The following is a 26,883-nucleotide window of genomic DNA, read 5'->3' on the forward strand; positions in this document are numbered from 1 at the left end:
AGATGCGATCAGGACTTGGCTTTGAACGCTTCGAGCTGGCCGAAACCAGTCGGGGAGGTTTTGCTTTCCATGGTGGTGCAAGTGCCTTTTGGGACCGATTTCCAGGCGTTGCCCTGATAGTCCATTTTGGCCGTACCGGCGCAGGTGGTGCCGGCGCCGGCGGCGCAGTCGTTCTTGCCTTTGAGGGCAACGCCGAAGCATTTTTCCATGGTGTCGTCGGCTGCGTGGACGGTCGAGACGGCTGTCATGCTCAGGGCAGAACCCAGGGCCAGGACCAGGGCGGTGGCGGACAGGGTGCGGGTCGAAGCAGTCATGGTGATTCTCCAGTCATTAGGGAAATGAACCGGCGTTAGCGCCGGTCTGCTGAACTAGAGAGGGGAGGTGGGAAAGCGTTACAGCGTCTGCAGATTTTTTTCGGTTATCCCCAAACCCGTGATGAGGGAGCAAGCTCGCGCTGAGACCTGTAGGCGCTGGCGAAGGCTCGGGCCGCGTTCGGACGATCTTTTGATCTTGATTTTTTGCTTTAGACTCAATTGTCCGGGACAAGATCGCAGCCTCGCTTTGCTCGACAGCTCCTACATTGGGCAAAAAAAAACGGCCCGAAGGCCGTTTTTTTATTGCAGCAGACTCAACCGCCCAGGTACGCCTCGCGCACTTTCGGGTCGGTCAGCAGGGCTTCACCGGTGCCTTGCATCACCACGCGACCGTTCTCCAACACGTAAGCCCGGTCGGCGATTTTCAGCGCCTGGTTGGCGTTCTGTTCCACCAGGAACACCGTCACGCCATCCTTGCGCAGTTGTTCGATGATGTCGAAGATCTGCTGGATGATGATCGGTGCCAGGCCCAGGGAGGGCTCGTCGAGCAGCAGCAGCTTGGGCTTGCTCATCAGCGCACGGCCGATGGCGAGCATTTGCTGTTCACCGCCGGACATGGTGCCGCCGCGCTGGGTAAAGCGTTCTTTCAGGCGTGGGAAAAGGTGCAGGACCTTGTCCATTTGTTCCTGATAGTCGCCCTTGTCGGTGAAGAACCCGCCCATGGCGAGGTTCTCTTCCACGGTCAGCCGGGCAAATACCCGACGACCTTCCGGCACCACCGCGATGCTCTTGCGCATGATCCGTGACGAGTCCTGGCCCACCAGTTCCTCACCCATGTAGCGGATGCTGCCGCTGTGGGCCTGGGGCGAACCGCAGAGCGTCATCAGCAGGGTGGATTTGCCGGCGCCGTTGGCACCGATCAGCGTCACGATTTCGCCCTGGCGGACTTCGACGTTGACGCTGTGCAAGGCCTGGATCTTGCCGTAGAAGGTGGAAACGTTTTCGAATTGCAGCATTTACGCTTCCCCCAGGTAGGCTTTGATCACTTCAGGATTGTCGCGGATCTGTTCCGGCGAACCGTCGGCCAGCGGCGTGCCCTGGTTGATCACGACGATATGGTCGGAAATGCTCATGACCAGCTTCATGTCGTGCTCGATCAGCAGCACGGTGACATCGTGCTCCTCGCGCAGCACGCCGATCAGCGCTTTGAGGTCTTCGGTTTCCTTCGGGTTCAGGCCGGCGGCCGGCTCGTCGAGCATGAGGATCCGCGGACGGGTCATCATGCAGCGGGCGATTTCCAGGCGTCGTTGCTGACCGTAGGCCAGGGTCCCGGCGGTACGGTTGGCGAACTCCTTGAGGTTGACCTTGTCCAGCCAGTACTCGGCGTACTCCATGGCCTCGCGTTCGCTTTTGCGGAACGCCGGGGTCTTGAACAGGCCGGCAAAGAAGTTGGTGTTCAGGTGACGATGCTGGGCGATCAACAGGTTCTCGACCGCCGTCATGTCCTTGAACAGCCGCACGTTCTGGAAGGTACGCACCACACCCTTGCGGGCGATCTGGTGGCCGGGCAGGCCCTGGATCGGCTCGCCGTCCAGCAGGATGGTGCCGCCGGTGGGCTGGTAGAAGCCGGTCAGGCAGTTGAACACGGTGGTCTTGCCCGCGCCGTTGGGCCCAATCAGGGCAACCACCTGTTTTTCTTTTACGGTCAGGGCCACGCCGTTGACCGCCAGCAAGCCGCCGAAGCGCATGCTTAAATTTTCAACCTTGAGGATCTCGCGGCTCATTTGCGCAGCTCCATGTGGGGGCGTTGCATAGGCAGCAGACCTTGAGGACGCCAGATCATCATCAGCACCATCAAGGCGCCGAACATCAACATGCGGTATTCGCTGAATTCACGCATCATTTCCGGCAGCAGGATCATCACGATCGCTGCCAGGATCACACCCAACTGCGAGCCCATCCCGCCCAGCACGACGATGGCGAGGATGATCGCCGACTCGATGAAGGTGAAGGATTCCGGCGTCACCAGGCCTTGGCGTGCGGCGAAGAAACTGCCGGCGAAACCGGCGAACGCAGCACCGAGGGTGAAGGCCGACAGCTTGATGATCGTCGGGTTGAGACCCAGGGCGCGGCAGGCGATTTCGTCTTCACGCAATGCCTCCCAGGCGCGGCCGATCGGCATGCGCAGCAGGCGGTTGATGACGAACAGCGCAGCCAGGGCCAGCAACAGGGCAACCAGGTAAAGGAAGATCACCTTGTTGATCGAGCTGTACTGCAGACCGAAGTACTCATGGAAGGTCTGCAGGCCTTCGGCGGCTTTACGTTCGAAGGTCAGGCCGAAGAACGTCGGTTTCTCGATGTTGCTGATGCCGTTCGGACCGCCGGTGATGTCGGTCAGGTTGCGCAGGAACAGACGGATGATCTCGCCAAAACCCAGGGTCACGATGGCCAGGTAGTCGCCGCGCAAGCGCAGGACCGGGAAGCCCAGCAGGAAACCGAAGGTGGCGGCCATCATCCCGGCGATCGGCAGGCAGATCCAGAAGCTCAGGCCGTAGTAATGCGACAGCAGCGCGTAGCTGTAGGCCCCGACGGCATAAAAGCCGACGTAGCCCAGGTCCAACAGACCGGCCAGGCCTACCACGATGTTCAGGCCCAGGCCGAGCATCACGTAGATCAGGATCAGCGTGGCGATGTCCACCGCACCGCGCGAACCGAAGAACGGCCAGACCAGCGCCACGACGATCAGGGACAGCACGATCCAGCGCTGGGTGGTCGGCAGGGTCAGGAAGTTGCTGGCCTTGGCCGGGATCACCGGCAGGCCGGGCGAGGACTTCCACGCGGCGCTGATCTGCGTGCTGAACAACACCCGCAAAAACATCAGTACGGAACACACGGCGATGGTCGCCAGGATGGCCGGGCTGGTGCCGTGCACTTCCAGGTTGATGCCGACGATGGTCAGTTTAAGACCCAGTACCGGGTAGGCCACGGCCCAGACCAGCAGGGCGCTGAAAAGCGCCGATTTGAGATGCCTAGTCATACTTTCTCAACCTCCGGACGGCCCAGGATGCCGGTCGGCCGGAATAACAGAACCAGAACCAACAAGCCGAATGCCACGACGTCCTTGTACTGGTCGCCGAAGATGTCGGCGCCAAAGGCTTCCGCCACGCCCAGCACCAACCCGCCGAGCATTGCGCCGGGAATGCTGCCGATGCCGCCCAGGACCGCGGCGGTGAAGGCTTTCAGCCCGACGAGGAAGCCGGCGTTGGGGTTGATCACACCGTATTGCATGCTCAACAGCACCGCAGCGACGGCCGCCAGGGCCGCACCGATGACGAAGGTCAGGGCGATGATGTTGTTGGTGTTGATGCCCAGCAGGTTGGCCATCTTGATGTCCTCGGCGCAGGCGCGGCAGGCGCGGCCGAGGCGGGAACGGGAGATGAACAGCGTCAGGCCGAGCATGGCGACCAGGGTCACCACGAACACCACGATTTGCATGTAGGAAATCAGCACTTCATGTGCCCCACCTGGCCCGAAGGCAATATTGCCGGGGATCAGGTTGGGAATGGATTTGTCCTTGGAGTCTTGCGAGAGCAGTACCGTGTTCTGCAGGAAGATCGACATGCCGATGGCGGAAATCAGCGGGATCAGACGGTTGCTGCCGCGCAGGGGGCGGTAGGCGATCCGTTCGATGCTGTAGCCATAGGAGCTGGTGACGACGATGCTCGCGATGAAAGCCGCGGTCATCAACAGCGGGACACTGTCGAGTCCCATCATGCTCAGCCCGGCGATGGCGATGAACGCCACGTAGGAGCCGATCATGTACACCTCGCCGTGGGCGAAGTTGATCATTCCAATGATGCCGTAAACCATCGTATAGCCGATGGCGATCAGGGCATACGTGCTGCCAACGGTCAGGCCGTTAACCAGCTGCTGGAAGAAGTGATAGATGTCAGGCATTACAGCGCTCCTAAAAACCTGATACGCATTTCACTGGTGGAGTCATTTTCCCGCCCGGGTCCCGTGGATCTGCATCCACTTCGAACACGAGGTTTGCCAGCGAACCGCTGATGACGGTTTTGAGATTTTCAGGTGGGGAGGCTGGCGGATCACGCCAGCGCGGCCCAATACATTTAAAACAAAGCCCACGGCACGCCGTGGGCTTTATTGGCAGTCAGTCAGGCCAGGCCTTACTGAGGCGAAGCTTCGGTTTTAGGTTTGCCGAAATGCCACTCGTAGACCACGAACTTGAAGTCCTTCAGGTCGCCTTTTTCGTCGAAGCTCAGGTCGCCGGTTGGGGTCTTGAAGGTGCCTTTGTGGATGGCTTCAGCCACTTTGGTCGTGTCTTCGCTCTTGGCGGCTTCGATACCACCGGCAATCACCTGGACAGCGGAGTAGGACGGGAACACGAACGGACCGCTCGGGTCTTCTTTCTTGGCCTTGAAGGCATCGGCCAGGGCGATGTTGGCAGGGTCCTGGTCGAAGGATTTCGGCAGGGTCACCAGCAGGCCTTCGGAAGCTTCCTTGGCGATTTGCGAGATGGAGTCGTTACCCACGCCTTCCGGACCCATGAACTTGGCCTTCAGGCCTTTTTCCTGGGATTGACGCAGGATCAGGCCCAGCTCCGGGTGGTAGCCGCCGTAGTAGACGAAGTCGACGTTGGCTTGCTTGAGCTTGGCGATCATCGAGGAGAAGTCTTTGTCGCCAGCGTTCACGCCTTCGAAGACGGCCACTTTCACGCCTTTCTTCTCGAGGGTCGTTTTCACGGCGCTGGCGATGCCTTCACCGTACTGCTGCTTGTCGTGCAGGACCGCAACGATTTTCGGCTTGACGTAGTCGGCGATGTAGTTGCCGGCCGCCGGGCCCTGGGCGCTGTCCAGGCCGATGGTGCGGAAGATCATCTTGTAGCCGCGAGTGGTGATGTCCGGGCTGGTAGCCGCCGGGGTGATCATGATCACGCCTTCGTCTTCGTAGATGTCCGAAGCCGGCTGGGTGGAGCTGGAGCACAGGTGGCCGATCACGAACTTGACGCCGTCATTGACGACCTTGTTCGCGACCGCGACCGCTTGTTTTGGATCACAGGCATCATCGTATTCAACGGCTTCGAGTTTCTTGCCATCGACGCCGCCCTTGGCGTTGATTTGTTCAATGGCCATTTTCGCACCACTGAACTGCATGTCGCCGTATTGGGCTACAGGGCCGGTTTTTGGGCCGGCGATGCCGATCTTGATGGTGTCGGCGGCAAACGAATGGCTGGCAACCCCGGCCAGAACCATAGCGGCAAACAGTTTGGAAATCTGCTTAGTAGCCTTAGTCATAGTGCTCCACTCATGCTGTTGTAGTTTTTATAGTCCTGGCGCCGTAGCAGCAGAACCGGGTCAGATATCTTGGATACCCTCGCGGAAAATGCCCCCGGCAACTGTACCGGTACAGTGTAGAGCGCCGATTGTTGGCAAGGGAAGCTGGCGCTTGGGGGCAAAACCTGAGGGTGTCGCTTAATTGAAAGAAAAAGACAGAATGGCGGCGGTGGTTGTCCGGTCATGTCGGCAATCCTTGGCTTTCCTGCGCTTTTCAATCGGTACTGCAATTTGCTACCGGGTTTTTCTGCCAGACCACCGACGTTATCATTCGCGCCGATTTCTTTTCCGGACAGGTCCCATGAATCAAGAACCTAGCACCCTCTATGCCAAGCTGCTTGGTGAAACCGCATCCATCACCTGGAAAGAGCTGGAGCCGTTCTTTGCCAAGGGTGCCCTATTGTGGGTCGATCCGGCACTGGATTTGATCGCCGCCGCCGAGGCCGTCGCCCAGGACGAAGGTACCAAAGTCGCCGCCTGGCTGGCCGCCGAGCAGCTCGCCAAGCTGTCTGAAACGCGGGCGCTGGATTTTCTGGAACGCGATCCGCAGCTTTGGGCAGTGGTGGTTTCGCCCTGGATTATGATCCAGGAAAGGGCGTCGAACTGATCGGTGCACCAAGTTGGTTCGTGTTTGGGTGAGCAAGAAAGTGTGTAGGTGAGTAGCGTGATGGCGTCCTGCCGTGGCGAAACGCCACATGAAAGGGTGACGTATACGTAACGGGAACAGTTTATTGGGCAGCCTTTGGGCTGCTCAATTGTTTCTGGATGTTGTCTCGGTGGTGTATTCAGGCCGCCTTCGCGAGCAAGCCCGCTCCCACATGGAACCGCGTTTCTTCAGAACGAATGCGGTCCACTGTGGGCGCGGGCTTGCTCGCGAAAGGGGCGACGCGGTGTTGCGCCTGCATCAATAAGTCTTGCCCGTATGGTTATTCAGCGAAATAACCTTGGTCTTGCCAATGCGATGACGGTAGATCTCGCGCAGGTACTTGATGGATTTTTTCACGCAGTCGCGGGACAGGCGGATGTCGTTGATCGAGACGAACTTGTCCTTGTCGTTGATCAGCTCGCGGTACTTCTTCTCGTACATCGGCTTGATCGCGTACCAGTTGGTGTCGAGGATCTTCGCCGGGTTTTCGAATTCGTTAAGCAGGTCGTCGATGCGTGCTTCGTCGAAGTCTTCATTGATGATGAAGTCCAGGATCGAGTTGTCCAGGGTGTCGTCGAAGCGGTACGGGGTGCGGGCGAAGCAGCGTTTGATGAAGGCCACGATCAGGGTCAGGAAGTCGTCCGACAGGCACGGGCTCTTGGCGATCAGGGTGGTCAGCGACAGGTTGGCCGACGCGCCGATCACCAACGCGTACCGCTTGAGGGTGGTGTTGGGGAACAGGCTGTTGAGGTGGGTCTTGAGCCGGTTCAGGTCCATGTAGGACAGCTTGTAGTCCTTGGGCAAGGAGACGATGGACACCACCGACGAGCAGTTCTTGAAGAAGTGCAGGTCATGCAGGGCCGCGGCGTCGTAGCCGGAGTTCTTGTACTGCTCAAGCGACGCTCGGTAGCGCTTGGATTCGATCGGCAGCAGGCTGATGCCTTCGATGGCCTGGGTGACTTTGTTGAAGTGCGGCAGGTCGATGGAGCGGAAGAACAGGTCATCGATGTTCAGGCGCGGCGGTTCTTTCTCGAACACCTTGAACTTGTCGCCGCTGGGTGCCGGGGTTTCCGGGACGACGGACTCGGCGTAGGCAATCGCCACCGGGCCGGCCAGGCTCATGAACAGGTCGTTGGCGTCCAGGCGAATGGTTTCGCCAATGTCGATGCCGGCACGGCGGAAGTAGTTCTGGTCGTAGTCGGTGGTGACCGCCTGGGCCGTCAGGATGTTGAAGATCTGTTGGGAGATGTACTGGTTGGCGTGCTTCTCCATGGCATTGACATCGATGTTCTGGATGTTGCCGTCATCGCTTTCTTCGGCGTAGCGCATGATGTCGTTGGAGATCAGCATCATCGCGTTCCAGGGGCGGATACGGCCCATCACGCTGGCTTCGCTGCTGTCTTCGTTGGCGAAGTTGTACGAGAAATCCCATTCTTCCGACAGGTACTTGCACAACAGGCGTCCGGCGTTGATGTGCAACGCCTCGGACATTTCGCTGCGGTGGTCGGAAATGTTCGGCAGCACGCAGATACCGCTGGTGAAAATCGGCTCGAAGACGAAGGAATGACCGCTCTTGCTGTCGTGTTCGTCCATCGGCTTGGTGTCGAACGTCTTGTTCATGTACGAGTATTGCTGGGCCAGGCCGAATTCCGAGGCCATGCCCGAACCAGTACCACCGCCGGCGCTGAAGATCGAGAAGTACAGGCGCGACTGGTTGGCCTTGATGCCGCAGCTGTCGATCAGGTACGAGTGGATCATTTTCCAGTCGGGGCTGGAGAAGCGCTGGGTGTCCTTGTTCAGGATGATCTTGGCCAGGTACTGGCCCAGGATCGGCGCGTTACCGGCGCCCCCGGCATGGACTTCCGAGAGGTCCATGATTTTCATCTTGCTGTAGTCGCGCAAAAAGCCGCTTTTCTCGCCCTTGCGCGAGAAACGGATGCGCCCGGCGATGTCCTTGTCCAAGTCACCCAGCATCACCAGCGGTTCCACCAGGAACACCGGTTTGCTGGCCTTGCTGGTGCCCAGGCGCAGGTTGTTGCGGATCCACTGCGCGGGGCTGTAGCCCTTGTCGCTGTAGGCCTTGTCTTCGGCGTTGAATTCGTTGAGGTAGAACTTGCGGGCGTTGTACACCAGCTCTGCCACGTCCAGGGCGATGTTGGAGCCGCAGCGCCCGAGGCCGATCAGGCACACCGACGGGAATTCCTGCTGGGCGCGGTCGCTCTCGTCTTCCACCAGATGGGGCGGTCGCGGGAACACCGCGTCGCGCAGGCCATCGAGGTTGTCGAGGATCCGGTCGGTGTTGGTTTCGGTGAAATACAGATACTGCTGAGTCGAAAGGGGACGCGAGCTGCTCGATGGTTTCGAGGCTTCAGGGCCATTGGCGGCCGGGCTCAGGGTCAGATCGGATACCGCAGTGGCTGTTTTTTTGGAAGTCATTGTGCGCCATATGCCTGAACTGGTTGGTTCGACGAGCGCTGTCATCGAACCATCGCGGATGGGAGCTCGCGTCCTGGGATGGCGCGAAGGTCGGCCCGAGCGTCCAGGGCTACAGCCTGGGCGCCGCTCGAGAGATTCTTTCCTGATAGGTTGAATCGGCCACCGGGAGACGATCTTTAATCACGAATGGGCGAAATGATGGCAATTGTTACAGGGAGTTGACCGTTATCAAGAAACGCGCTGCTCGCCATGGTCGGGTATCAGCCTTGCGAATGATTGGAGACAGCGCCCGTGCCGCTGTCTAGATTGCATATCCAGGCCACGGATCGTTGGCCCATAACAATAAAAGAGACGGACCCATGCAGAACTCGACCCAAGCGGCGAATGCCTGGCGCATTCTGTTCCTGTTGTTCCTGGCCAATCTGTTCAACTTCTTCGACCGCACCATCCCGGCGATCATCATCGAGCCGATCCGTATGGAGTGGAGCCTCAGCGACTTCCAGATCGGCATCATCGGCACCGCCTTCACCATCGTCTACGCCATTGCCGGCTTGCCATTGGGACGCATGGCCGATACCGGTTCGCGCAGCAAGTTGATGGGCTGGGGCCTGGCGACCTGGAGCGCGCTGACGGCGGTCAACGGCCTGGTGGGCAGTTTCTGGGCGTTCCTGGTGGTGCGCATGGGCATCGGGATAGGCGAAGCCAGCTACGCGCCGGCAGCCAACTCGCTGATCGGCGATCTGTTCCCGGCTCATCGCCGGGCGCGGGCGATGGGTATCTTCATGCTAGGCCTGCCGATCGGCCTGTTGCTGGCGTTCTTCACCATCGGGGCGATGGTCAAGGCCTTCGACAGCTGGCGCGCGCCATTCTTTATCGCGGCGGTGCCAGGCTTGGTGCTGGCGTTGTTCATGTTCTTCATCAAGGAGCCCAAGCGCGGGGCGGCGGAAACCGTGCAGGTTTCCCAGGAAAAGGTCGACCGGCCGATTCGTCGGGTGTTGGCGATTCCTACCTTCCTGTGGCTGGTGCTGGCCGGGTTGTGCTTCAACTTCGCGACCTATGCTTGCAACTCCTTCCTGGTGCCGATGCTGCAACGCTACTTCCTGATGCCGTTGCACGAGGCGGCGGTTGCCACCGGGATCATGGTGGGCGTGACCGGGTTGTTCGGCTTGACCCTCGGCGGCTGGATCGCCGACAAGATTCATCAGCGCGTGCCCAGTGGCCGCTTGCTGTTCGCCGCGTTCAGCCTGGTGATCTCGACGCTCACCACCGCCTGGGCATTGCATGCCGGGCGGATTGAAATCGGCGTGTTCGTCGCGGTGTTCAGTGTCGGCTGGTTGTTCGCCTATACCTTTTATACCTGCGTGTACACGGCGATCCAGGACGTGGTCGAGCCGCGCTTGCGGGCCACGGCGATGGCGCTGTTCTTCGCCGGCCTGTACTTGCTCGGCGGTGGCCTGGGGCCGGTGGTGGTGGGCGGCTTGTCCGACTACTTCGCCCGCACGGCCATGGCGGCCGCGGGTGTCGAGCAAATGAGCGAAGCGTTCAAGGCCATCGGCTTGCACGACGCCATGTACCTGATCCCGGTCGCGTTGTTCCTGACCATGGTGTTCCTGTTCCTGGCGTCACGTTGCTTCGTGCGCGACGCCAAGCGGATGAAGGATGGGATGAGCGCCGTGGTGGTGCCCGAAGGTGTCGTGGCGACGGCCTGACAACGCCATATTCAAGTCCGTGACGAGCGAGCTTTTGTGGCGAGGGGATTTATCCCCGCTGGGCTGCGCAGCAGCCCTAAAGCTGACGCCACGGTGTGTCAGATTAAATGGAGTGCTTTTATGAGGGGCTGCTGCGCAGCCCAGCGGGGATAAATCCCCTCGCCACAAGGGCTAGGCATAAGATCTACCGAGCCTTCTCATCCCGCCCACGCAGCAAGCGATTGGGCATCGCCAGCGCCGCGGCCAACCCCAGCAGCGACACCGCCGCGCTGATCAACAGCAAATGCCGGAATGTCGCCTGCAATTCCTGGCGCAAGGCATTCTGCGTCTCGCCCGGGGCGGCGTTCAGGCCGTCCAGCAAGACGCTGCCGGAGTGCCCTTCACCGATCAGCGATGAGCTGGCGAGTCGGGCGAAACTTGAATCCTGCAGCAAGGCCAGCAGCAACGCTGACATCAGTGCCACGCCCACCGCGCCGCCGAGGGAGCGGAACAGGTTGGTGGTGCTGGTGGCGACGCCGATGTCCTGTTGGTGTACGGAGTTTTGCGATCCCACAAGCGAGGTGGGGAACTGCATGCCGGAGGCGATGCCGCTGAGCAGCATGAACAGGCTGCTGAGCCAGAACGCGGCGGGTGGAGTGAAGGCCATGCCGAGGATGGCGAACGGGAAGAGCAGGGCACCGCTCAGGATCATCGGCTTGTAGCGCCCCGTGACTGAAGTCCGGCGCCCGGCGAAATACGCGCCGATCGGCAACCCCATCGCCAGCGGCAACAAGTGCAACGCCGCGCTATCGGCGCCCGCGCCGGTCACGCTCTGGAAGCGCAACGGTACCAGCACCGTCAGGGAAATCGCCTGGAAGCTGGTGAAGAACACCGTGCACCAACACAGCACCGCGTCGCGGTTGGCGAACAGGTGCATCGGTAGCAATGGCTCCCGCGCCCGGCGCTCGTGCCAGGCGAACATCCCCAGCGCTGCTCCTGCGCAACCCAGCAATCCCAGCACTTCACGGCTGTGCCAGGCATGGCCCTGGCCGACCTGGGTGACCCCCAGCAGCAGCGTCGTCAGGCCGATGATCAGCAACACGGTGCCCAGGTAATCGATGATCGGCGTGCGTTGCGGCACCGGCAGCCCGACCAGGCTGCGTCGGGCCACCCACCAGGCCGCCAGGCCCAGCGGCAGGTTGATCCAGAACACCCAGCGCCATGACAGGTACTCGGTCATGTAGCCGCCGAGCACCGGCCCGGCCACGCTGGCCACCGCGTACATGCTGCTGAAATAACCCTGGTAGCGACCGCGTTCACGGGGCGCGATGATGTCGCCGATGATCGCCTGGCTCACCGAAATCATCCCGCCGGCGCCGATGCCCTGGAGAATCCGCGCCAGCACCAGTTGCTCCATGTTTTGTGCCAGGCCACAAAACAGCGAGGCCAGGGTGAACAGGCCCATGCCGAACAGCATCAGCGGCCGGCGACCGTAGAGGTCACCGAGCTTGCCGTAGATCGGCACCGCTACGGTCATGGCGACCATGTAGCCGGAAATCACCCAGGCCAGCAGGCTGACGTCGGCAAATTGTGCGGAGATGGCCGGCATCGAGACGGCGACGATGGTCTGGTCCAGCGCACCCAGGAAAATCGCCAGCATCAGGGCCACCAGCACGCTGCGGATGGCCGGTTTTGGGGCTTGGAGCGTGTTGAACTGAGTCACGACAGAACCTGCGGGCATTACGCCGGAGAGGCAAAATGAGACGAAGCCCGCAGTTTAAGTCGATAGGCCGCTATTCGATAGCCTCGTAAGGAAGTCCGACGTAATTTTCCGCGATGGTCTTGCGACCGGCCTCGGAGTCGACGAAATATTCCAGCTCGGCTTCGCTGATGCGCTGGTTGAAGGCATCGTCGTCGAAGCGGTGCAGCATCGAGGTCATCCACCAGGAGAAGCGCTCGGCTTTCCAGACGCGCCGCAGGCAGATGGCCGAATACTTTTCCAGCAAATCCACACGGCCGTCGCGATAGACCTTGAGCAGGATGTTGAACAGCGTGCTGACATCGCTGGCCGCCAGGTTAAGACCCTTGGCGCCAGTGGGCGGGACGATATGGGCCGCATCGCCCACCAGGAACATCCGCCCATACTGCATCGGCTCGACCACGAAGCTGCGCAGCGGGGCGATGCTTTTCTCGATGGACGGGCCGGTCACCAGGGCTTCGGCCAGGTCGGCGGGCAGGCGGTTTTTCAGTTCATCCCAGAAACGCTCGTCCGGCCAGTCGGCGACTTGTTCCTCGGCGGGCACTTGCAGGTAATAACGGGTGCGGGTCTTGGAGCGCATGCTGCACAAGGCAAAACCGCGCGCGTGGCGAGCGTAGACCAGTTCTTCGTGAACCGGCGGGGTGTCGGCGAGCACGCCGAGCCAGCCAAACGGGTAGACCCGTTCGAAGACCTTGAGTTTTTCCGCAGGAATGGACTGTCGCGCCACGCCATGGAAACCGTCGCAACCGGCAATGTAGTCGCAGTCCAGGCGCCAGGTTTCCCCCTGGTGCTCGAAGGTCACGAAGGGCTGCTCGGTTTGCATGTCGTGGGGTTGGGCATTGCTGGCCAGGTACAGCGTCCGGGCGCCGGCGGCTTGGCGGGCGGCCATCAGGTCCCGGGTCACTTCGGTCTGGCCGTAGACCATGACGTTTTTACCACCGGTCAGGCCCTTGAGGTCGATGTGCACCCGCCGATCATTGAGCACCAGCTCAAAGCCGTCATGGGGCAGGCCTTCGGCGTCCATGCGCTGGCCAACCCCGGCCTGGCGCAGCAGTTCGACCATGCCTTGCTCCAGCACTCCGGCGCGGATGCGGCTCAGGACGTATTCCGGGGTCTGGCGTTCGAGGATGACAGTGTCGATCCCGGCGTTGTGCAGCAACTGGCCGAGCAGCAGGCCAGAGGGGCCTGCACCGATAATGGCGACTTGGGTCTTGAGGGTTTTCATTGTTCTTATGACTCGCACGAAGCACGCGACCAGGGTCGGTGTTGATTATTAGAAATCGAGTGCCTACATTTTTCGCTTGCGGACCTGTCAGTTGAAGGGGAAAACTGAGCCGATACCTGTTCTTTTTGCCAATTGGTGCGATTATCGCCCGCAACCCCTGGCCCGGATCCACGTTATGAAAAAACCCGACCTGCCTTCGATTCCGGTGTTCAAGCTCTACGGCGAGAGCCAGGAATGGCCAACACCGGACCTGTTGCACTGCGAGACCATTTCCAAGCGCAGCCGCGAGCATCAGTGGGAAATCAAACCCCACCGGCATGCCGATCTGTGCCAGTTGCTGTTTGTGTTCAAGGGCCAGGCGGAATTGGAAATCGAAGGCCGACGCACGCTACTCACCGAGCCGGCCGTGCAGATCCTGCCGCCGCTGTCGGTCCATGGCTTTCGTTTTTCCGAGGATGTGGAAGGTTACGTGGTGACTCTGGCGGCGCCGCTGGTTACGCACCTGCAAGCGCAACTGGGGCATTCGGTCAACGTCCTGGCCCAGGCCGAAAGCTACCCCGCCCTTGAGAATGCCGAGTACCTCAATAGCCTGTTCAGCGCCTTGCAGAATGAGTACGTGGGGCATCAACCAGCCCGGGAAATGCTGATGCATGCGCTGGTCAGCGTGATCATGGTCTGGGTCAGCCGCCAGGTGATGCAGCGCCATACCCAGGCCCAGCGCCCGCAACGGGCCCGGGAATACCTCAACGGCTTCATTCAGTTGGTGGAAGAAACCTATCGCGAGCACGTCAAGGTCGAGGACCTGGCCCACCGCCTGGGCATTTCCGTGTCGCACCTCAACGGCACCTGTCGGGAACTGGCCGGGCAACCGGCGTTGCAGATCATGCATGAGCGCCAGTTGCTGGAAGCCAAGCGCCTGCTGACCTACACCGGCATGACCATCTACGAGATTTCCGAAATGCTCGGGTTTTCCGACCCGACCAACTTCACCCGGCTGTTCCGCCGGCGTGTCGGCATTTCACCCAAGGCGTTCCGGGACCGGCTCAAGACCGATCAGCAGGACGACTGACCACGCCTCAGCGCAGGGCGTTCAGGGTTGCGCTGTGGGGGATGCACCGTTCGAAGTTGCAACTGGCGTATTCACGGGGCAGTTGCCTGGCCTGCTCGACCCGATAGGCCGCAGTGCCATACAACGCAAGCGTGGCGGTGCAGGTGACGAAAATGGCGAGGCGTCTTCTTGTTTTGATGTTCATGGCGGTGACCTCTGAACGAATACCCGGGGGTACTCCTTTCAGAATAGGTCAGCTGTAGCGAGTTGCCAGCCAGGCAGACCTTGCTCCCACAGGTCTGCTCCCACAAACAGGGGGTGGGGCTTTCGGGGGGTTATGCCAGGTGTTCCGGCTTCATCGGGTCCCCCGGCTTGACGTCCAGTTGCTTGCGCACGTCTTCGAACATTTCATCGTAGTACTTGTGCATCGAGCCGATGCTGGCGGTCTTGGGCAAGCCATATTTCTGGGCGATGCGCGTGGCATGGCGGGCGAAGTCGAAGGCCTGGTCCTTGGCCAGGAAGAACGTCTCGTCCAGGGGCTTTTCTTCGACGGTGCCATGCACCCGGAACGACATGCCCGTGCCTTCCTTGCCGTCCTGGTCGACCTTGTAGTCGATGCACAGGTTGTAGCTGAAATCTTCCTTGTTCAGCGCGTGGCGCTCCATGTGCAGGTGCCCGGGTTCGAATTTGGCCATAAGCAACTCTCCTTTGACGGCATGGGGAGTAGGGCAGACCCTGGATCCGCCCCGCAAGTTTCCTGTTATCGATAAGCGATGCCAGGTGTCGCCGTGCTGATGCGGGTGCCGGCGATGCCCTGGACGATGGCCTCGATGTCCGAGAGTGAACCGATCACCGCGACCTTGCCAGTGTTGCGCGCGAACTCGCAGGCCGCCTGGACCTTCGGCCCCATGGAACCGGCGACGAAGCCGAGCTTTTCCATTTCGTCGGGGTGGGCCTGGGCGACGGCTTTCTGGGTCGGCTTGCCGAAGTCGATGAACGTGGCGTTGACGTCGGTGGCGATCACCAGCAGGTCGCTTTCCAGCTGTTCGGCCAGCAACGCCGAGCACAGGTCCTTGTCGATCACCGCTTCCACGCCTTGCAGCTTGCCGTTGGCGTCGTACATCGTCGGGATGCCGCCACCGCCGGCACAGATCACGATGCTGCCTTTTTCCAGCAGCCATTTGATCGGGCGGATTTCAAAGATGCGCTTGGGCCTGGGGCTTGCGACCACGCGGCGGAACCACAATGGACGGCCGTCACCACCGTGCCCGATGCGCGCCCAGTTCCGCCGCCGGCAAGGTCCATTGCAGCGGCGTCCCGGTGATTTTCAAGGGTACATGCAGGCGATGGGCCGGTCCCCACGGCGTCTGTTCGACCACCAGTCCCTGATCATCCTCAGCCTCGGCTCGCAATGGGCTCGGGTCCCCGGCGCCACGTTCGATCAATAGCTTCGCCGTACGTGCCAGTGACAAGCGTGCCGAGCCGCCGTGACCGCTTGCCAGGCGTCGGGACAACAACACCAGGGCGCTGGCCGCCAGCAGGTAGCCGGTGCCGTGATCCAGCGCTTGCACCGGCAGCGGTGTCGGTTTGTCGGTGCGTTTGCAGCCCATGCCGGCTTCGGCAATGCCGCTGCTCATCTGCACCAGGCTGTCGAAGCCGCGCCGGTTCTGCCACGGGCCGCTCCAGCCGTAGGCATTGAGGCTGACGTCGATCAGGCCCGGGGCCATCTGCCGGCGCTGCTCGGCGCCGTAGCCCAGGTGTTCCAGGGCGTCGGCACGGTAGCCGTGCAGGAGGATGTCGGTGTCCTGGAGCAGCGCCTCGAACGCGGCGCGATCTTCGGCCCGATGCAGGTCGAGGCGGGCGCAGCGTTTGCCCAGGGTGACTTCCGGCACCACGCCGGGTTCGTTCCAGGTGGGTGGGTCGATACGCAGCACGTCGGCCCCCAGGCCGGCGAGAAAGCGGCTGGCGACCGGGCCGGCCAGTACGCGGGTCAGGTCCAGCACCTTGAGGCCCGCCAATGGCTGGGTCACGGAGCCGAGCCAGGGTTTGCGCTGCTCTGCAGTCGTTTGACTCAGGTGCACCAGCGGCTCGGCATTCACCGCCAGGCCTTGGGGGTGGGCCTGCCACGCTTGCCACGAGCGCATCTCGGCGGCGCAACCGCCTGCGTCGACCACGGCCTGCTCCAGCTCGGCCTTGTTCCATCGGGCCACCCTGGCCGCCATGTCGGAGCGGTCGGTGCAGGTGCCGAGGACTTTTTCCGCTGCCAGGCGATGATGCGGTGCGTTGGTGTGCAGGCGAATCCAGCCGTCGGCGCTGGCGTAGTCGCCGGCCACCGGGTCCCACATCGGCGGCACGCTCCAGCCGATAGGGCGCAGGGAGGTGGAGAACCAGAACGACGCCAGGCGTCGGTCGACCTCGACAGGCGGCAGGCGACCGGTTTGTTGCTGGATGAGTTCGGCGATCGCCTGGCCGGCCACGGCGATGCTGGCGCTGGCCAACTCCGTGACGGCGAAGGCCGAGGGCAGGGCACCGTCGCCGGTGAAGGTGATCGGGGTCGTGGGCAAGCCGAGCGCGGTTTGCATGGACGTGAGCAGATCTGACATCGAAAGCCCTCCAGTACGAGAAGGCGATCATAGATCAAAAATCCGTTGGGGGCCGCTGCGCGTTCCAGCGGGAGCAAGCACCTTGCACCTGTTCCGGGCGCGACCAGATCCACAGGTTGCCCAGGCCCATGCCCGCGAGCGCCAGGTAAACCGGCCAGCTGTGGTCGAGCAGCACCAGCATCAAGCCTGCGCAGAGCAGCATGCTGGCGGTGGCACCGACCTTGGCCCGGCGCCGGATAACTTTGCCGTTGCGCCAGTTGTGCAGCATCGGGCCGAACAGTCGATGGTTCTCCAACCAGGCGCTCAGGCGCGGCGAACTGCGGGTCGCGGCCCAGGCGGCCAGCAGGATGAACTCAGTGGTCGGCAGGCCGGGCACGACGATGGCGACCAGGCCGATGCCCAGGCTGGTGTAGGCGAGCAGGGCGAAGAGCAGTTGGGTGAGTTTTGAGGGGCGGTTCATCAGCGTTTTTCAGTCATGCACCATCCCTGTGGGATGGCGGTGATTTTCAGGCCAACTCGGCCGCATAGGCCTGTTCCAGCAGCACCGTAAAGCGGTTGAAGGCGTCCAGTGCGCCTTGGTCTGCCTCGGCTTCCTGTTGTTCGGTGAAGGCCAGGCCGTCGAGGGTGCGGGTGAAGGTTTTCCAGCCTTCGGCGCGCCCGCCGGCAGGTTCTGCCAGGTGCCGGGCGCCGAAGGTTTCGCTCAGTCCCAAGCCCACGGCACGCTTGATCAAGAACGCGGCGCCGAGCTTGGAGCCCTCGGAGACGAACAGCCAGCCCAAGGCCTCAGCCTGGGTCGGGTTTTTCACCGCACCGGCCACTGGCGCGGGTACTTCGGTGTCCAGGTCGGCCAGGTCCGCCTTGGCCGCTTCTGCCCGGCACCGGGCCGGCAGGTCGGGGATCAGGTTGGACAGTTCGGCGTCGTTGTACAGCGCCACCAGTTCCGACTGGAACAGATACTGGGCGACGACGAAACGGGCAAAGCTGGCCGGGGTTTCGAACGGGGCGTGGGCCTTGACCAGCGCGTCGAGCTTGCTATGGGGCTCGTGGGTGATCTGGTTCAGGCGTTGGGAGCGTGAAGCGGGGCGTTGTGTGGTCATATGAATTCCTTCGAATGTAAGCATTGTGGCGAGGGGCTGTGGGAGCAAAGCTTGCTCGCGAAACAGGCGCCTCGATCTCTGAAAGACCGCATCGCCTTCATCGCGGGCAAGCCTTGCTCCCACATGACTCTCCTCGCCACGGGTATTTGTTTTGCCAGGGCAACCGAGTCAGATATCCCAGATCAGGTTCACCCCGAAGTTACGCCCTGGCGCCGTCAGGCGATCGAGGTTGGCAGGGTTCAGCACCGCCGCTTCGCCGACGCTGTCGTAGCCGCGCACGTCGTCCCACAGCCAGTACTTCTTGTCGGTGAGGTTGTAGAGGCCGCCACTGACGGTGACGTCGTCGGTCACCTTGTAGAAACCGCTCAGGTCGAGGATGCCGAAGCCCGGCGTCTTGAACTGGCTGTTCACGCCATCGGGCGAGTTGAAGTTGCTGTCGTCGACGCGGTCCTTTTTCTTGACCAAGGTCCAACTGAGCAAAGTGCCGTAGCGGTCCTGGTCGTAGCCCAGGCCGAATACGCCGGTCAGCGGATTGATGCTGTTGAGCGGCTCGCCCGTGTCGTTGTTGCGACCATAGAGGTAGGCCACCGAGCCTTGGGTGTAGAGGCCCTTTGGCGCGCCAAACACCTCCAGCTCCAGGCGTCCCCTGGCCTCGGCGCCCTTGATGGTGGCGTGCTTGATGTTGTTGCTCTGGAAGGTCAACTGATCGGCGCCAGGGGTGATGGCATCCTCGTTGATGAAGTCGCGGTACTTGTTGTAGAACACCGCCACGTCGAACGAGCCGGAATCGAAACGGCCACGCAGGCCAGTCTCGTAGCTCTTGCTTTTTTCCGGTTCCAGGTCGGGGTTGGGTTCCACGCTGTAGCCGGCATCGGGGTTGTCGAAACGACCGTACAGGGCCTTGGCGGTCGGGGTGCGGAAGCCTTCGGCGTACTGGCCGTACCAGGTGTATTCATCGCTCAGGGCATAGGTCACGCCGAACTTGGGCGAGACGCGATGCCAGGTCTTGTTCTTGTCGTTGACTGCACCGCCGCCGGTAGGGTCCACGGCGTTGAGGAATTGCTCGGTCAGATGCGGTTTGAGCCGGGTGTAGTCGTAGCGCAGGCCCGGCGTGAAGGTCCAGCGGTCCCAACCGATCTGGTCCTGGGCGAACAGGCTGTAGGTGTTGATGGTCGGGTCAGGGAAATCACTGACCTTTGCCAGCACGTCCCGGGTGCTGATGGCGCCCACGGCGGAGCAACCGACGCCAACCGCCAGGCACACGCCATTGCCGCTGCGCGAGCCAGTGACTTTCTGCTGCTTGAGGGTGGTGCCGTACGTCAGCGCGTGATCGGTGTCGGCGACGCTGAAGGCCTTGTCCAGTTGCGCGTCGAAGACCCACTGTTTCTCTTCGTAGAGGGTCTCCCGGGTGCGCAGGACCTGGCGGGTGATGGGGAAGTAGAATTCGGCGGTGCTCTGGTCGGTCTTGGCGACCTGGTGATTCAGGCTCCACTTCATGTGATCGGCCAGCAGGCTGTCCAGGGCGAAGCTGTGCTCCAGGCCGAAACGCTCGCGGGTGATGGTGTCGTTGCCAGTGCGCCACTGGTACATGCCGCCGGGCAGCACAGAGGCGGGAATGGCCGGCTGGCCGTTGGCGTAGGGACCGCCGTAGGCGCTTTTCAGGTCGCTGTCGCGGTCGTCCTTGTATTTTTCGTAGACCAGGCCAAGGCGTCCGTCATCGCTGTAGTTCCAGCCGAGCTTGGCCAGCACGTTGTTGGCGCGCACATCTGCGGGGTTGGCGGAGGTGCGGTCCAGGCCGGTGCCGTTGTGGCTGCCGTAGGATTCGGTTTCGTGACCGTCGCGCTGGCTGTAGTGCAACAGGCCGTCGAACGGCCCGCTGCGGCCGGCGACCGTGGCGGACTTGAGCCAGCTCTCGTCGGCGGAGCTGTAGCCGGTCTTCAGGCGGGCGCCAACGTCCTGGCCCGGCTTGATGATGTCGTCCGGATCGAGGGTGAAGTAGCTGACGGCACCGCCTATGGCATTGCTGCCGTACAGCACCGAGGCCGGGCCGCGAAGGATTTCCACGCGCTTGATGATTTCCGGGTCGACGTAGTTGCGCTGGGTCTTGGCGTAGGGGCCGTTGAAGAAGCCGCCGGGGATCTCTACGCCGTCGACCTGGGTCAGGATCCGGTTACCGTCGATGCCACGGATGTTGTAGCCGCTGATACCGCCGCGCTGGCCCGCGCCACCCACCGATACGCCCGGCTCATAGCGCACCAGGTCCTTGAGGGTATTGATGTTGTTGCGGTCCAGTTCCTGGCGGTCGTGGACGGTGACCGTGCTTGGCACGCTGGTGATGTCCTGTTCCTGGCGGGTGGCGCTGATGGTCACCTGTTGCAACTCCAGCGCGCTGCCGGCACTGCGTTTTTCCAGGATGATGCTGTTGTCGCCCAGCTTGCGGTAGCTCAGGTTGGTCCCCACCAACAGGCGCGCCAGGGCCTTTTCGGGTGACAGCGAGCCGTTCACCCCTGGCGATGCGACGCCTGCGGCCAGTTCCGCCGGCATCCCGACTTGCCAGCCGGTGACCGCAGTGAATGCATTCAGGGCCGAGACCAGGGGCTGTCGGGCAATGGCAAAGGTGTAGTCGCCCATGTTGCGTGCAGGAGGGGGCACGGTGGTGGCGGCCAGGGCGAGCGGCGCGGTGCCGGCCATCAAGAGGGCGGCGGTGAGCAGTGACAGCGTGCAGGAGGGGGCAAGAAACCGGCAAGTAAGGCGAGAGGACATCGATAGCGCTCCGTGTCGCATCTGTTATAGGTGCAGATTCACATCGATGGATGCGAATCAATTGCATTGGCTATAACGAGACGAATCAGCAGAGCCTATCGAGTAAAAATAATTCTCATTTAGTTCAAGATCACCAGCGCCGGGAACTCCTGGAGCTGCGCCGAGGTGATATGGGCCAGCGAACGGACCACGTCCAGCGGTTGGTCGAGGCGATAATTGCCGGTCACGGCAACATTGGCCAACTGTTCGTTACCGTTGATGATCCAGCCAGGGTAGTAGCGTTGCAGCTCGGCCAGTACCTGGCTCAGTGGGCGGTTTTCGAACACCAGCCGACCCTGGACCCAGGCCAGGTCCGTGTTGGCATCGAGCCGGGCCGGGCGGTCGAAGCCGTTGGGGCCGATGCGGATGCTTTCGCCGGCTGACAGCCGCACATGGGTGTCGTTGCGAGTGGCCCGCAGGTCCACGTCACCGCGCTGCACCTGGACCTGGGCCACGCCGTCGAGGTAACGCACGGCGAACGTGGTGTCGCTGACGCTGGCCGTGACCGGGCCGGCGTCGATTTCCAGCGGTAGGTTGCGGTTGCCCGGGATTTCGAAAAACGCCTCGCCCTTGTACAGGCGGGCCACATGTCGCTGTTCGTTGAACGTGCTGGAGAAGGCCGAATCGGTGTTGAGCAGGACCTTGGAGCCGTCCTCCAACTGCAGGCGCTGGCGCTCACCGACCACGGTCAGGTGATCGGCCTGCAAGCGCAGGGGCAGGTCGCTGAAGTTGAACAGGCCGAGCAACAGCACGGCGGCGGTGGCCAGGGGTTTCCAATGGGCACGCAGGCGCGACAGCGCGGTGACCTTGGGCGTGGCTTCAAGTCGGCGGGCGCTTTCCATCACCTGCGGGCCGTTCCAGATCGCCTGGGCCCGGGCGAACGCCTCGCCGTGGCGTGGATCGGCCGCCAGCCAGGCGTGGAACTGCCGTGTCTGTTCCTCGCTAGGGTTGTCCAGCAGGATCAGCCAGTCCAGCGCTTGCTCCATCGCATGGGCGGTTTCCGGCGTCGCAGTGGGCTCGGCAGAGCGGTGATTGTCCGTCACAGTGGGTTCCCGGTATTTAGCGGCACGGGCTCAAGCTACAAGCTGTACGCAGCAAGTGGCAAGCGTGTACGCAGCTTTTGGCCTGAGGCGTGGGCGAGTCACTGCTCGCCGTGGCTACGTTCAGCCACACCCACACAGATCGCCATGATCAGTTTCAGTTCCTTCTGCACAGTGCTCAGCGACACGTCCAGGCGTTCGGCGATTTGCTGGTAACTATGGCCATGCAGGCGGCTGAGGATGAAGATCTGCTGCTGTCGCCAGCTCAGGGCCTGGAGGCTGACGTTCAGGCGCTCGAGCAGTTGTTGGGCATGGGCGGCGTCCTCGGCACTGCTCTGGGGGGCGACGACGTTGTGGACGACCTCCGACGGTATGTCATCCAGCAAGGTCCGCGACTGAATACGCCGGGCACGCAGATGGTCCCGCGCCAGGTTGCGGGCGGTCTGGAAGACAAAGGGTTCGAGGTGCTCGACCGTGCGTTCGCCCAGCGCGCGGGTGACGCGCAGGTAGGTTTCTTGAAGCAGGTCTTCGGCGGTACTGGGGTTGCTGACCATGCGCTCGAGGGTGCGCAGCAGCGGCGTGCGCTGGGCGAGGAAAACGTGATGAAAGCGCGATTGACTCACGGTAGGGCCCGATCCGGTTCGAGTAGATGATAATGCTTATCATCTACTCTTTTGGTCAAGCGCTGATTCTCGTAGGCGCTGCCGCAGGCTGCGATCTTTTGATCTTGATGTCTGGCTCGCGATTCAATTGAGCCGGAAAAGATCGCAGCCTGCGGCAGCTCCTACGGTGCCGAACATTATTCGGCGTTACACAACGCCAGGCAGTTATCCAGCATGCGGTTGGAGAAGCCCCATTCGTTGTCATACCAGGCCAGTACCTTGAGCAGCTTGCCGCTGGCCTTGGTGTGGTTGGCGTCGAAGATCGACGACAGCGGATTGTGGTTGAAGTCACTGGAGACCAGCGGCAGGGTGTTGTAGCCGAGGATCTTCGAATGCTGGCTGGCATGGCGCAGCAGTTCGTTGACTTCTTCGGCCGACGCCTCGCGCTTGAGCTGCACGGTCAGGTCCACCAGGGACACGTTGATCACCGGTACACGCACCGCCATGCCGGTCAACTTGCCCGCCAGTTCCGGCAGCACCAGGCCCACCGCTTCGGCGGCGCCGGTCTTGCTCGGGATCATGTTCTGGGTGGCTGAGCGGGCGCGGTACGGGTCGCTGTGGTAGACGTCGGTCAGGTTCTGGTCGTTGGTGTAGGCATGGATGGTGGTCATCAGGCCACTTTCGATGCCCAGCTCGCGGTGCAGCACCTGGGCCACCGGGGCCAGGCAGTTGGTGGTGCACGAAGCGTTGGAGATGATCTGGTGGGACTGGCGCAGGATGTCGTGGTTCACGCCATACACGACGGTGGCATCGGCACCCTTGGCCGGGGCCGAGATGATCACCTTGCGGGCACCGGCGCTGATATGCGCGGCAGCCTTGGCACGGTCGGTAAACAGGCCAGTGCATTCGAACACGACGTCGATCTTCTCGGCTGCCCAGGGCAGTTCGGCCGGGTTGCGAATGGCGCTGACCGAGATGCGGTCGCCATTGACCGTCAGGCTTTCGTGATCATGCTGCACATCAGCATCGAACGTGCCGTGCACGGTGTCGAACTTGAGCAGATGGGCATTGATGGCACTGTCACCCAGGTCGTTGATGGCGACGATCTGCAGGTCGCGACGATAGCCTTGGGTATACAGTGCACGGAGGACGTTGCGGCCGATGCGGCCAAAACCATTGATTGCGATTCGAAGAGTCATTAACTGCGCCGCCGTCGATTTGTTGTTGGAATTACAAGATTATTCGCATAAAAATAGAAAACAAGCCTTTTTAGTGGCAATATTTTGTTTTATCTACAACGAGTGACCTGAATCAACTGGTCCGAATGGTCAGAAACCGTCTGTCGCCTCGCCCTTCACACAGCGTGCAGCGGGCTTTTGACCAGCATAGACAATCAGGTCGCCACACCCGTTAGCCTGGAGTTCTACACATGCATCCCCGCGTCCTTGAGGTCACCGAACGGCTTATCGCCCGCAGCCGCGCCACGCGTCAGGCTTACCTTGCATTGATCCACGGTGCAGCCAGCGACGGTCCGATGCGCGGCAAGCTGCAGTGCGCCAACTTCGCGCACGGCGTAGCTGGTTGCGGCACCGAAGACAAGCATCACCTGCGGATGATGAACGCCGCCAACATCGCCATCGTGTCGTCCTATAACGACATGCTTTCGGCCCACCAGCCCTACGAAACCTTCCCGGAACAGATCAAGAAAGCCCTGCGCGAGATCGGCTCGGTCGGTCAGTTCGCCGGTGGCACGCCCGCGATGTGCGACGGGGTGACCCAGGGCGAGGCGGGGATGGAACTGAGCCTGCCGAGCCGTGAAGTGATCGCGCTCTCCACGGCGGTGGCGCTGTCCCACAACATGTTCGACGGCGCACTGATGCTCGGCATCTGCGACAAGATCGTGCCGGGCCTGATGATGGGCGCGCTACGTTTCGGCCACTTGCCGACGATCTTCGTGCCGGGCGGGCCGATGGTCTCGGGCATTTCCAACAAGGAAAAAGCCGACGTGCGTCAGCGCTATGCCGAAGGCAAGGCCACCCGCGAAGAGTTGCTGGAATCGGAGATGAAGTCCTACCACAGCCCCGGCACCTGTACCTTCTACGGCACCGCCAACACCAACCAGTTGTTGATGGAAGTGATGGGCCTGCACTTGCCGGGCGCCTCGTTTGTCAATCCGAACACGCCGTTGCGCGATGCCCTGACCCGTGAGGCGGCGTTCCAGGTCACGCGCATGACCAAGCAAAGCGGCAACTTCATGCCCATCGGCGAAATCGTCGATGAGCGCTCGCTGGTCAATTCCATCGTCGCGTTGCATGCCACTGGCGGCTCCACCAATCACACCCTGCACATGCCGGCCATCGCCATGGCGGCGGGTATCCAGTTGACCTGGCAGGACATGGCCGACCTCTCCGAGGTGGTGCCGACCCTGAGTCACGTCTACCCGAACGGCAAGGCCGACATCAACCACTTCCAGGCGGCGGGCGGCATGTCGTTCCTGATTCGCGAGTTGTTGGAAGCCGGTTTGCTTCACGAAAACGTCAACACCGTGCTCGGCCACGGCCTGAGCCGCTACACCCAGGAACCGTTCCTCGAGGACGGCGAGCTGGTATGGCGGGACGGCCCGATCGAAAGCCTCGACGAAAATATCCTGCGCCCGGTGGCTCGTGCGTTCTCGTCTGAAGGCGGCCTGCGGGTGATGGAAGGCAACCTGGGCCGTGGGGTGATGAAGGTCTCCGCCGTGGCCTTGGAAAACCAGGTTGTCGAAGCCCCGGCCATGGTCTTCCAGGATCAGCAGGATTTGGCGGACGCGTTCAAGGCCGGCCTGCTGGAAAAAGATTTTGTCGCGGTGATGCGCTTCCAGGGGCCGCGCTCCAATGGCATGCCCGAGCTGCACAAGATGACGCCGTTCCTCGGCGTATTGCAGGACCGTGGCTTCAAAGTGGCGCTGGTGACTGACGGGCGCATGTCCGGCGCGTCAGGGAAAATCCCGGCGGCCATTCATGTCAGCCCCGAGGCTTATGTCGGCGGTGCGTTGGCCCGGGTGCAGGAGGGCGATATCATCCGTGTCGATGGCGTCAAAGGCACCTTGGAATTGAAGGTGGACGCCGAGGAATTCGCCGCGCGCGAGCCTGCCAAGGGCCTGTTGGGCAACAACATCGGCACCGGTCGCGAGCTGTTCGGTTTCATGCGCATGGCCTTCAGCTCGGCGGAGCAGGGCGCCAGCGCCTTCACTTCTGCCCTGGAGACGATTAATTGAAACTGGCTTTGGTCGGTGACATCGGTGGGACCAACGCACGCTTTGCGTTGTGGAAAAACCACACCCCGGAAAACATCCAGGTGCTGGCAACGGCGGATTATGCCTGCCCGGAAGATGCCATTCAGGTGTACCTGAGCGGCCTGGGCCTGAAGCCGGGCGCCATCGGTTCGGTGTGCCTGTCGGTGGCCGGTCCCGTGAGTGGCGATGAGTTTCGCTTCACCAACAATCACTGGCGCCTGAGCAACCTGGCGTTCTGCCAGACCTTGCAGGTGGAAAAGCTGTTGCTGGTCAACGATTTCTCGGCCATGGCCCTGGGCATGACCCGTCTGCGTCCCGATGAATACCGGGTCGTGTGCGAAGGCACCCCGGAGCCGTTGCGTCCGGCGGTGGTGATAGGGCCGGGCACCGGGCTGGGCGTCGGTACGCTTTTGGATTTGGGCGAAGGCCGTTTCGCGGCATTGCCGGGGGAGGGCGGTCATGTCGACCTGCCTATGAGCAGCCCGCGGGAAACCCAGTTGTGGCAGCACATCTACAACGAAATCGGCCACGTCAGCGCCGAAACCGCCCTGAGCGGCAGCGGTTTGCCTCGAGTGTACCGGGCCATTTGCGCGGTGGACGGCCATGTGCCGGTGCTCGACACCCCCGAATCCATCACCGCCGCTGGCCTGGCTGGCGACCCGATTGCCCTGGAAGTGCTCGAGCAGTTCTGCCGCTGGCTGGGACGCGTGGCCGGCAACAATGTGTTGACGCTGGGCGCGCGCGGCGGTGTCTACATCGTCGGTGGCGTGGTCCCGCGGTTTGCCGACTTCTTCCTCGAAAGTGGTTTTGCCCGCTGCTTCGCCGACAAGGGCTGCATGAGCGATTACTTCAAGGGCATTCCGGTCTGGCTGGTGACCGCGCCGTACTCGGGCCTGATGGGCGCGGGTGTGGCGTTGGAGCAAAGTTAAGACCGCGTCGCTTGCATCGCGGGCAAGCCTTGCTCCCACAAGATCTGTTTGATCTTGTGGGGAGTA

The 26,883-nt window shown here is 61.8% G+C and carries 23 protein-coding genes and 1 pseudogene; 5 read left to right on the forward strand and 19 right to left on the reverse strand.

Going from position 1 to position 26,883, the window contains the following annotated elements; genetic code table 11:
- Positions 1-8 precede the first annotated feature (8 nt).
- From GFU70_RS06215 to GFU70_RS06240, 6 genes are all read right to left on the reverse strand, one after another.
- The gene (locus tag GFU70_RS06215; protein ID WP_058544229.1) at positions 9-314 is read right to left on the reverse strand and encodes a DUF2282 domain-containing protein; all 306 of its coding nucleotides are present in this window, start codon (positions 312-314) and stop codon (positions 9-11) included.
- Positions 315-628: 314 nt separating this feature from the next.
- Complete coding sequence (locus tag GFU70_RS06220; protein ID WP_003198474.1) at positions 629-1,330, reverse strand: ABC transporter ATP-binding protein; 702 nt, start codon at positions 1,328-1,330, stop codon at positions 629-631.
- On the reverse strand, positions 1,331-2,098 hold the full coding sequence (livG, locus tag GFU70_RS06225) for a high-affinity branched-chain amino acid ABC transporter ATP-binding protein LivG (protein ID WP_058544228.1): 768 nt from the start codon (positions 2,096-2,098) through the stop codon (positions 1,331-1,333). It abuts the gene before it with no gap.
- On the reverse strand, positions 2,095-3,351 hold the full coding sequence (locus GFU70_RS06230) for a high-affinity branched-chain amino acid ABC transporter permease LivM (protein WP_058544227.1): 1,257 nt from the start codon (positions 3,349-3,351) through the stop codon (positions 2,095-2,097). The genes livG and GFU70_RS06230 overlap by 4 nt, the downstream gene beginning before the upstream one ends.
- A complete protein-coding gene (gene livH / locus GFU70_RS06235) occupies positions 3,348-4,271 on the reverse strand; it encodes a high-affinity branched-chain amino acid ABC transporter permease LivH (RefSeq protein ID WP_058544226.1) in 924 nt (307 codons plus the stop codon). Before livH ends, GFU70_RS06230 begins: the two co-directional genes overlap by 4 nt.
- A gap of 230 nt (positions 4,272-4,501) precedes the next feature.
- Entirely contained in the window at positions 4,502-5,629 is a 1,128-nt protein-coding gene (locus tag GFU70_RS06240; protein WP_153387744.1) for a branched-chain amino acid ABC transporter substrate-binding protein, read from the reverse strand.
- Positions 5,630-5,969: 340 nt separating this feature from the next.
- On the opposite strand from GFU70_RS06240, the gene GFU70_RS06245 reads away from it, so the two are divergent.
- The gene (locus GFU70_RS06245) at positions 5,970-6,275 is read left to right on the forward strand and encodes a DUF2288 domain-containing protein (protein ID WP_046065429.1); all 306 of its coding nucleotides are present in this window, start codon (positions 5,970-5,972) and stop codon (positions 6,273-6,275) included.
- A 297-nt stretch (positions 6,276-6,572) separates the two neighbouring features.
- On the opposite strand, the gene GFU70_RS06250 is transcribed toward GFU70_RS06245, so the two are convergent.
- Positions 6,573-8,750, reverse strand: coding sequence for a hypothetical protein (locus tag GFU70_RS06250; protein ID WP_058544224.1), 2,178 nt, complete (start codon positions 8,748-8,750; stop codon positions 6,573-6,575).
- Positions 8,751-9,109: 359 nt separating this feature from the next.
- Between GFU70_RS06250 and GFU70_RS06255 the strand changes: the two genes are divergently transcribed.
- Positions 9,110-10,459 (forward strand): spinster family MFS transporter, encoded by a 1,350-nt coding sequence (locus GFU70_RS06255; protein ID WP_058544223.1) that lies wholly within the window; start codon positions 9,110-9,112, stop codon positions 10,457-10,459.
- A 184-nt stretch (positions 10,460-10,643) separates the two neighbouring features.
- Here GFU70_RS06255 and GFU70_RS06260 read toward each other — a convergent pair whose 3' ends face one another.
- Both GFU70_RS06260 and pobA read right to left on the reverse strand, forming a co-directional pair.
- On the reverse strand, positions 10,644-12,179 hold the full coding sequence (locus GFU70_RS06260) for an MDR family MFS transporter (protein WP_153387745.1): 1,536 nt from the start codon (positions 12,177-12,179) through the stop codon (positions 10,644-10,646).
- Positions 12,180-12,231: 52 nt separating this feature from the next.
- A complete protein-coding gene (gene pobA / locus GFU70_RS06265; RefSeq protein WP_153387746.1) occupies positions 12,232-13,422 on the reverse strand; it encodes a 4-hydroxybenzoate 3-monooxygenase in 1,191 nt (396 codons plus the stop codon).
- Between the two features lie 175 nt (positions 13,423-13,597).
- On the opposite strand from pobA, the gene GFU70_RS06270 reads away from it, so the two are divergent.
- Entirely contained in the window at positions 13,598-14,491 is an 894-nt protein-coding gene (locus tag GFU70_RS06270) for a helix-turn-helix domain-containing protein (protein ID WP_003198494.1), read from the forward strand.
- Positions 14,492-14,498: 7 nt separating this feature from the next.
- Here GFU70_RS06270 and GFU70_RS06275 read toward each other — a convergent pair whose 3' ends face one another.
- From GFU70_RS06275 to gap, 10 genes and pseudogenes are all read right to left on the reverse strand, one after another.
- Positions 14,499-14,675: a hypothetical protein gene (locus tag GFU70_RS06275; RefSeq protein ID WP_165826046.1), complete on the reverse strand. Its 177-nt coding sequence runs from the start codon at positions 14,673-14,675 to the stop codon at positions 14,499-14,501.
- A 130-nt stretch (positions 14,676-14,805) separates the two neighbouring features.
- Positions 14,806-15,165, reverse strand: coding sequence for a DUF5064 family protein (locus tag GFU70_RS06280; RefSeq protein WP_058543973.1), 360 nt, complete (start codon positions 15,163-15,165; stop codon positions 14,806-14,808).
- Between the two features lie 65 nt (positions 15,166-15,230).
- Positions 15,231-15,743 (reverse strand): annotated as a pseudogene (locus GFU70_RS06285) (carbamate kinase); the annotation flags it as partial.
- A complete protein-coding gene (locus GFU70_RS06290; protein ID WP_153387747.1) occupies positions 15,727-17,073 on the reverse strand; it encodes a CoA transferase in 1,347 nt (448 codons plus the stop codon). The pseudogene GFU70_RS06285 and the gene GFU70_RS06290, both read right to left, overlap by 17 nt.
- A gap of 34 nt (positions 17,074-17,107) precedes the next feature.
- Positions 17,108-17,533, reverse strand: coding sequence for a YbaN family protein (locus tag GFU70_RS06295; protein WP_153387748.1), 426 nt, complete (start codon positions 17,531-17,533; stop codon positions 17,108-17,110).
- A gap of 46 nt (positions 17,534-17,579) precedes the next feature.
- On the reverse strand, positions 17,580-18,170 hold the full coding sequence (locus GFU70_RS06300) for a biliverdin-producing heme oxygenase (RefSeq protein ID WP_058543976.1): 591 nt from the start codon (positions 18,168-18,170) through the stop codon (positions 17,580-17,582).
- A gap of 168 nt (positions 18,171-18,338) precedes the next feature.
- A complete protein-coding gene (locus tag GFU70_RS06305) occupies positions 18,339-20,933 on the reverse strand; it encodes a TonB-dependent receptor (RefSeq protein WP_116643028.1) in 2,595 nt (864 codons plus the stop codon).
- Positions 20,934-21,052: 119 nt separating this feature from the next.
- Positions 21,053-22,015: a FecR family protein gene (locus tag GFU70_RS06310; protein ID WP_058543978.1), complete on the reverse strand. Its 963-nt coding sequence runs from the start codon at positions 22,013-22,015 to the stop codon at positions 21,053-21,055.
- A 98-nt stretch (positions 22,016-22,113) separates the two neighbouring features.
- Entirely contained in the window at positions 22,114-22,635 is a 522-nt protein-coding gene (locus GFU70_RS06315) for an RNA polymerase sigma factor (RefSeq protein ID WP_116643027.1), read from the reverse strand.
- A gap of 176 nt (positions 22,636-22,811) precedes the next feature.
- A complete protein-coding gene (gene gap / locus GFU70_RS06320; protein ID WP_003184623.1) occupies positions 22,812-23,813 on the reverse strand; it encodes a type I glyceraldehyde-3-phosphate dehydrogenase in 1,002 nt (333 codons plus the stop codon).
- A gap of 230 nt (positions 23,814-24,043) precedes the next feature.
- On the opposite strand from gap, the gene edd reads away from it, so the two are divergent.
- Together edd and GFU70_RS06330 are read left to right on the forward strand one after the other, a co-directional pair.
- The gene (gene edd, locus GFU70_RS06325; protein WP_058543980.1) at positions 24,044-25,870 is read left to right on the forward strand and encodes a phosphogluconate dehydratase; all 1,827 of its coding nucleotides are present in this window, start codon (positions 24,044-24,046) and stop codon (positions 25,868-25,870) included.
- Positions 25,867-26,817 carry a glucokinase gene (locus GFU70_RS06330; RefSeq protein ID WP_058543981.1) on the forward strand — a complete coding sequence of 317 codons (951 nt, stop codon included), beginning with the start codon at positions 25,867-25,869 and terminating at the stop codon, positions 26,815-26,817. The genes edd and GFU70_RS06330 overlap by 4 nt, the downstream gene beginning before the upstream one ends.
- Positions 26,818-26,883 lie beyond the last annotated feature (66 nt).

The sequence above is a fragment of the Pseudomonas brassicacearum genome (genome assembly GCF_009601685.2).
Classification (GTDB): domain Bacteria; phylum Pseudomonadota; class Gammaproteobacteria; order Pseudomonadales; family Pseudomonadaceae; genus Aquipseudomonas; species Aquipseudomonas kilonensis_B.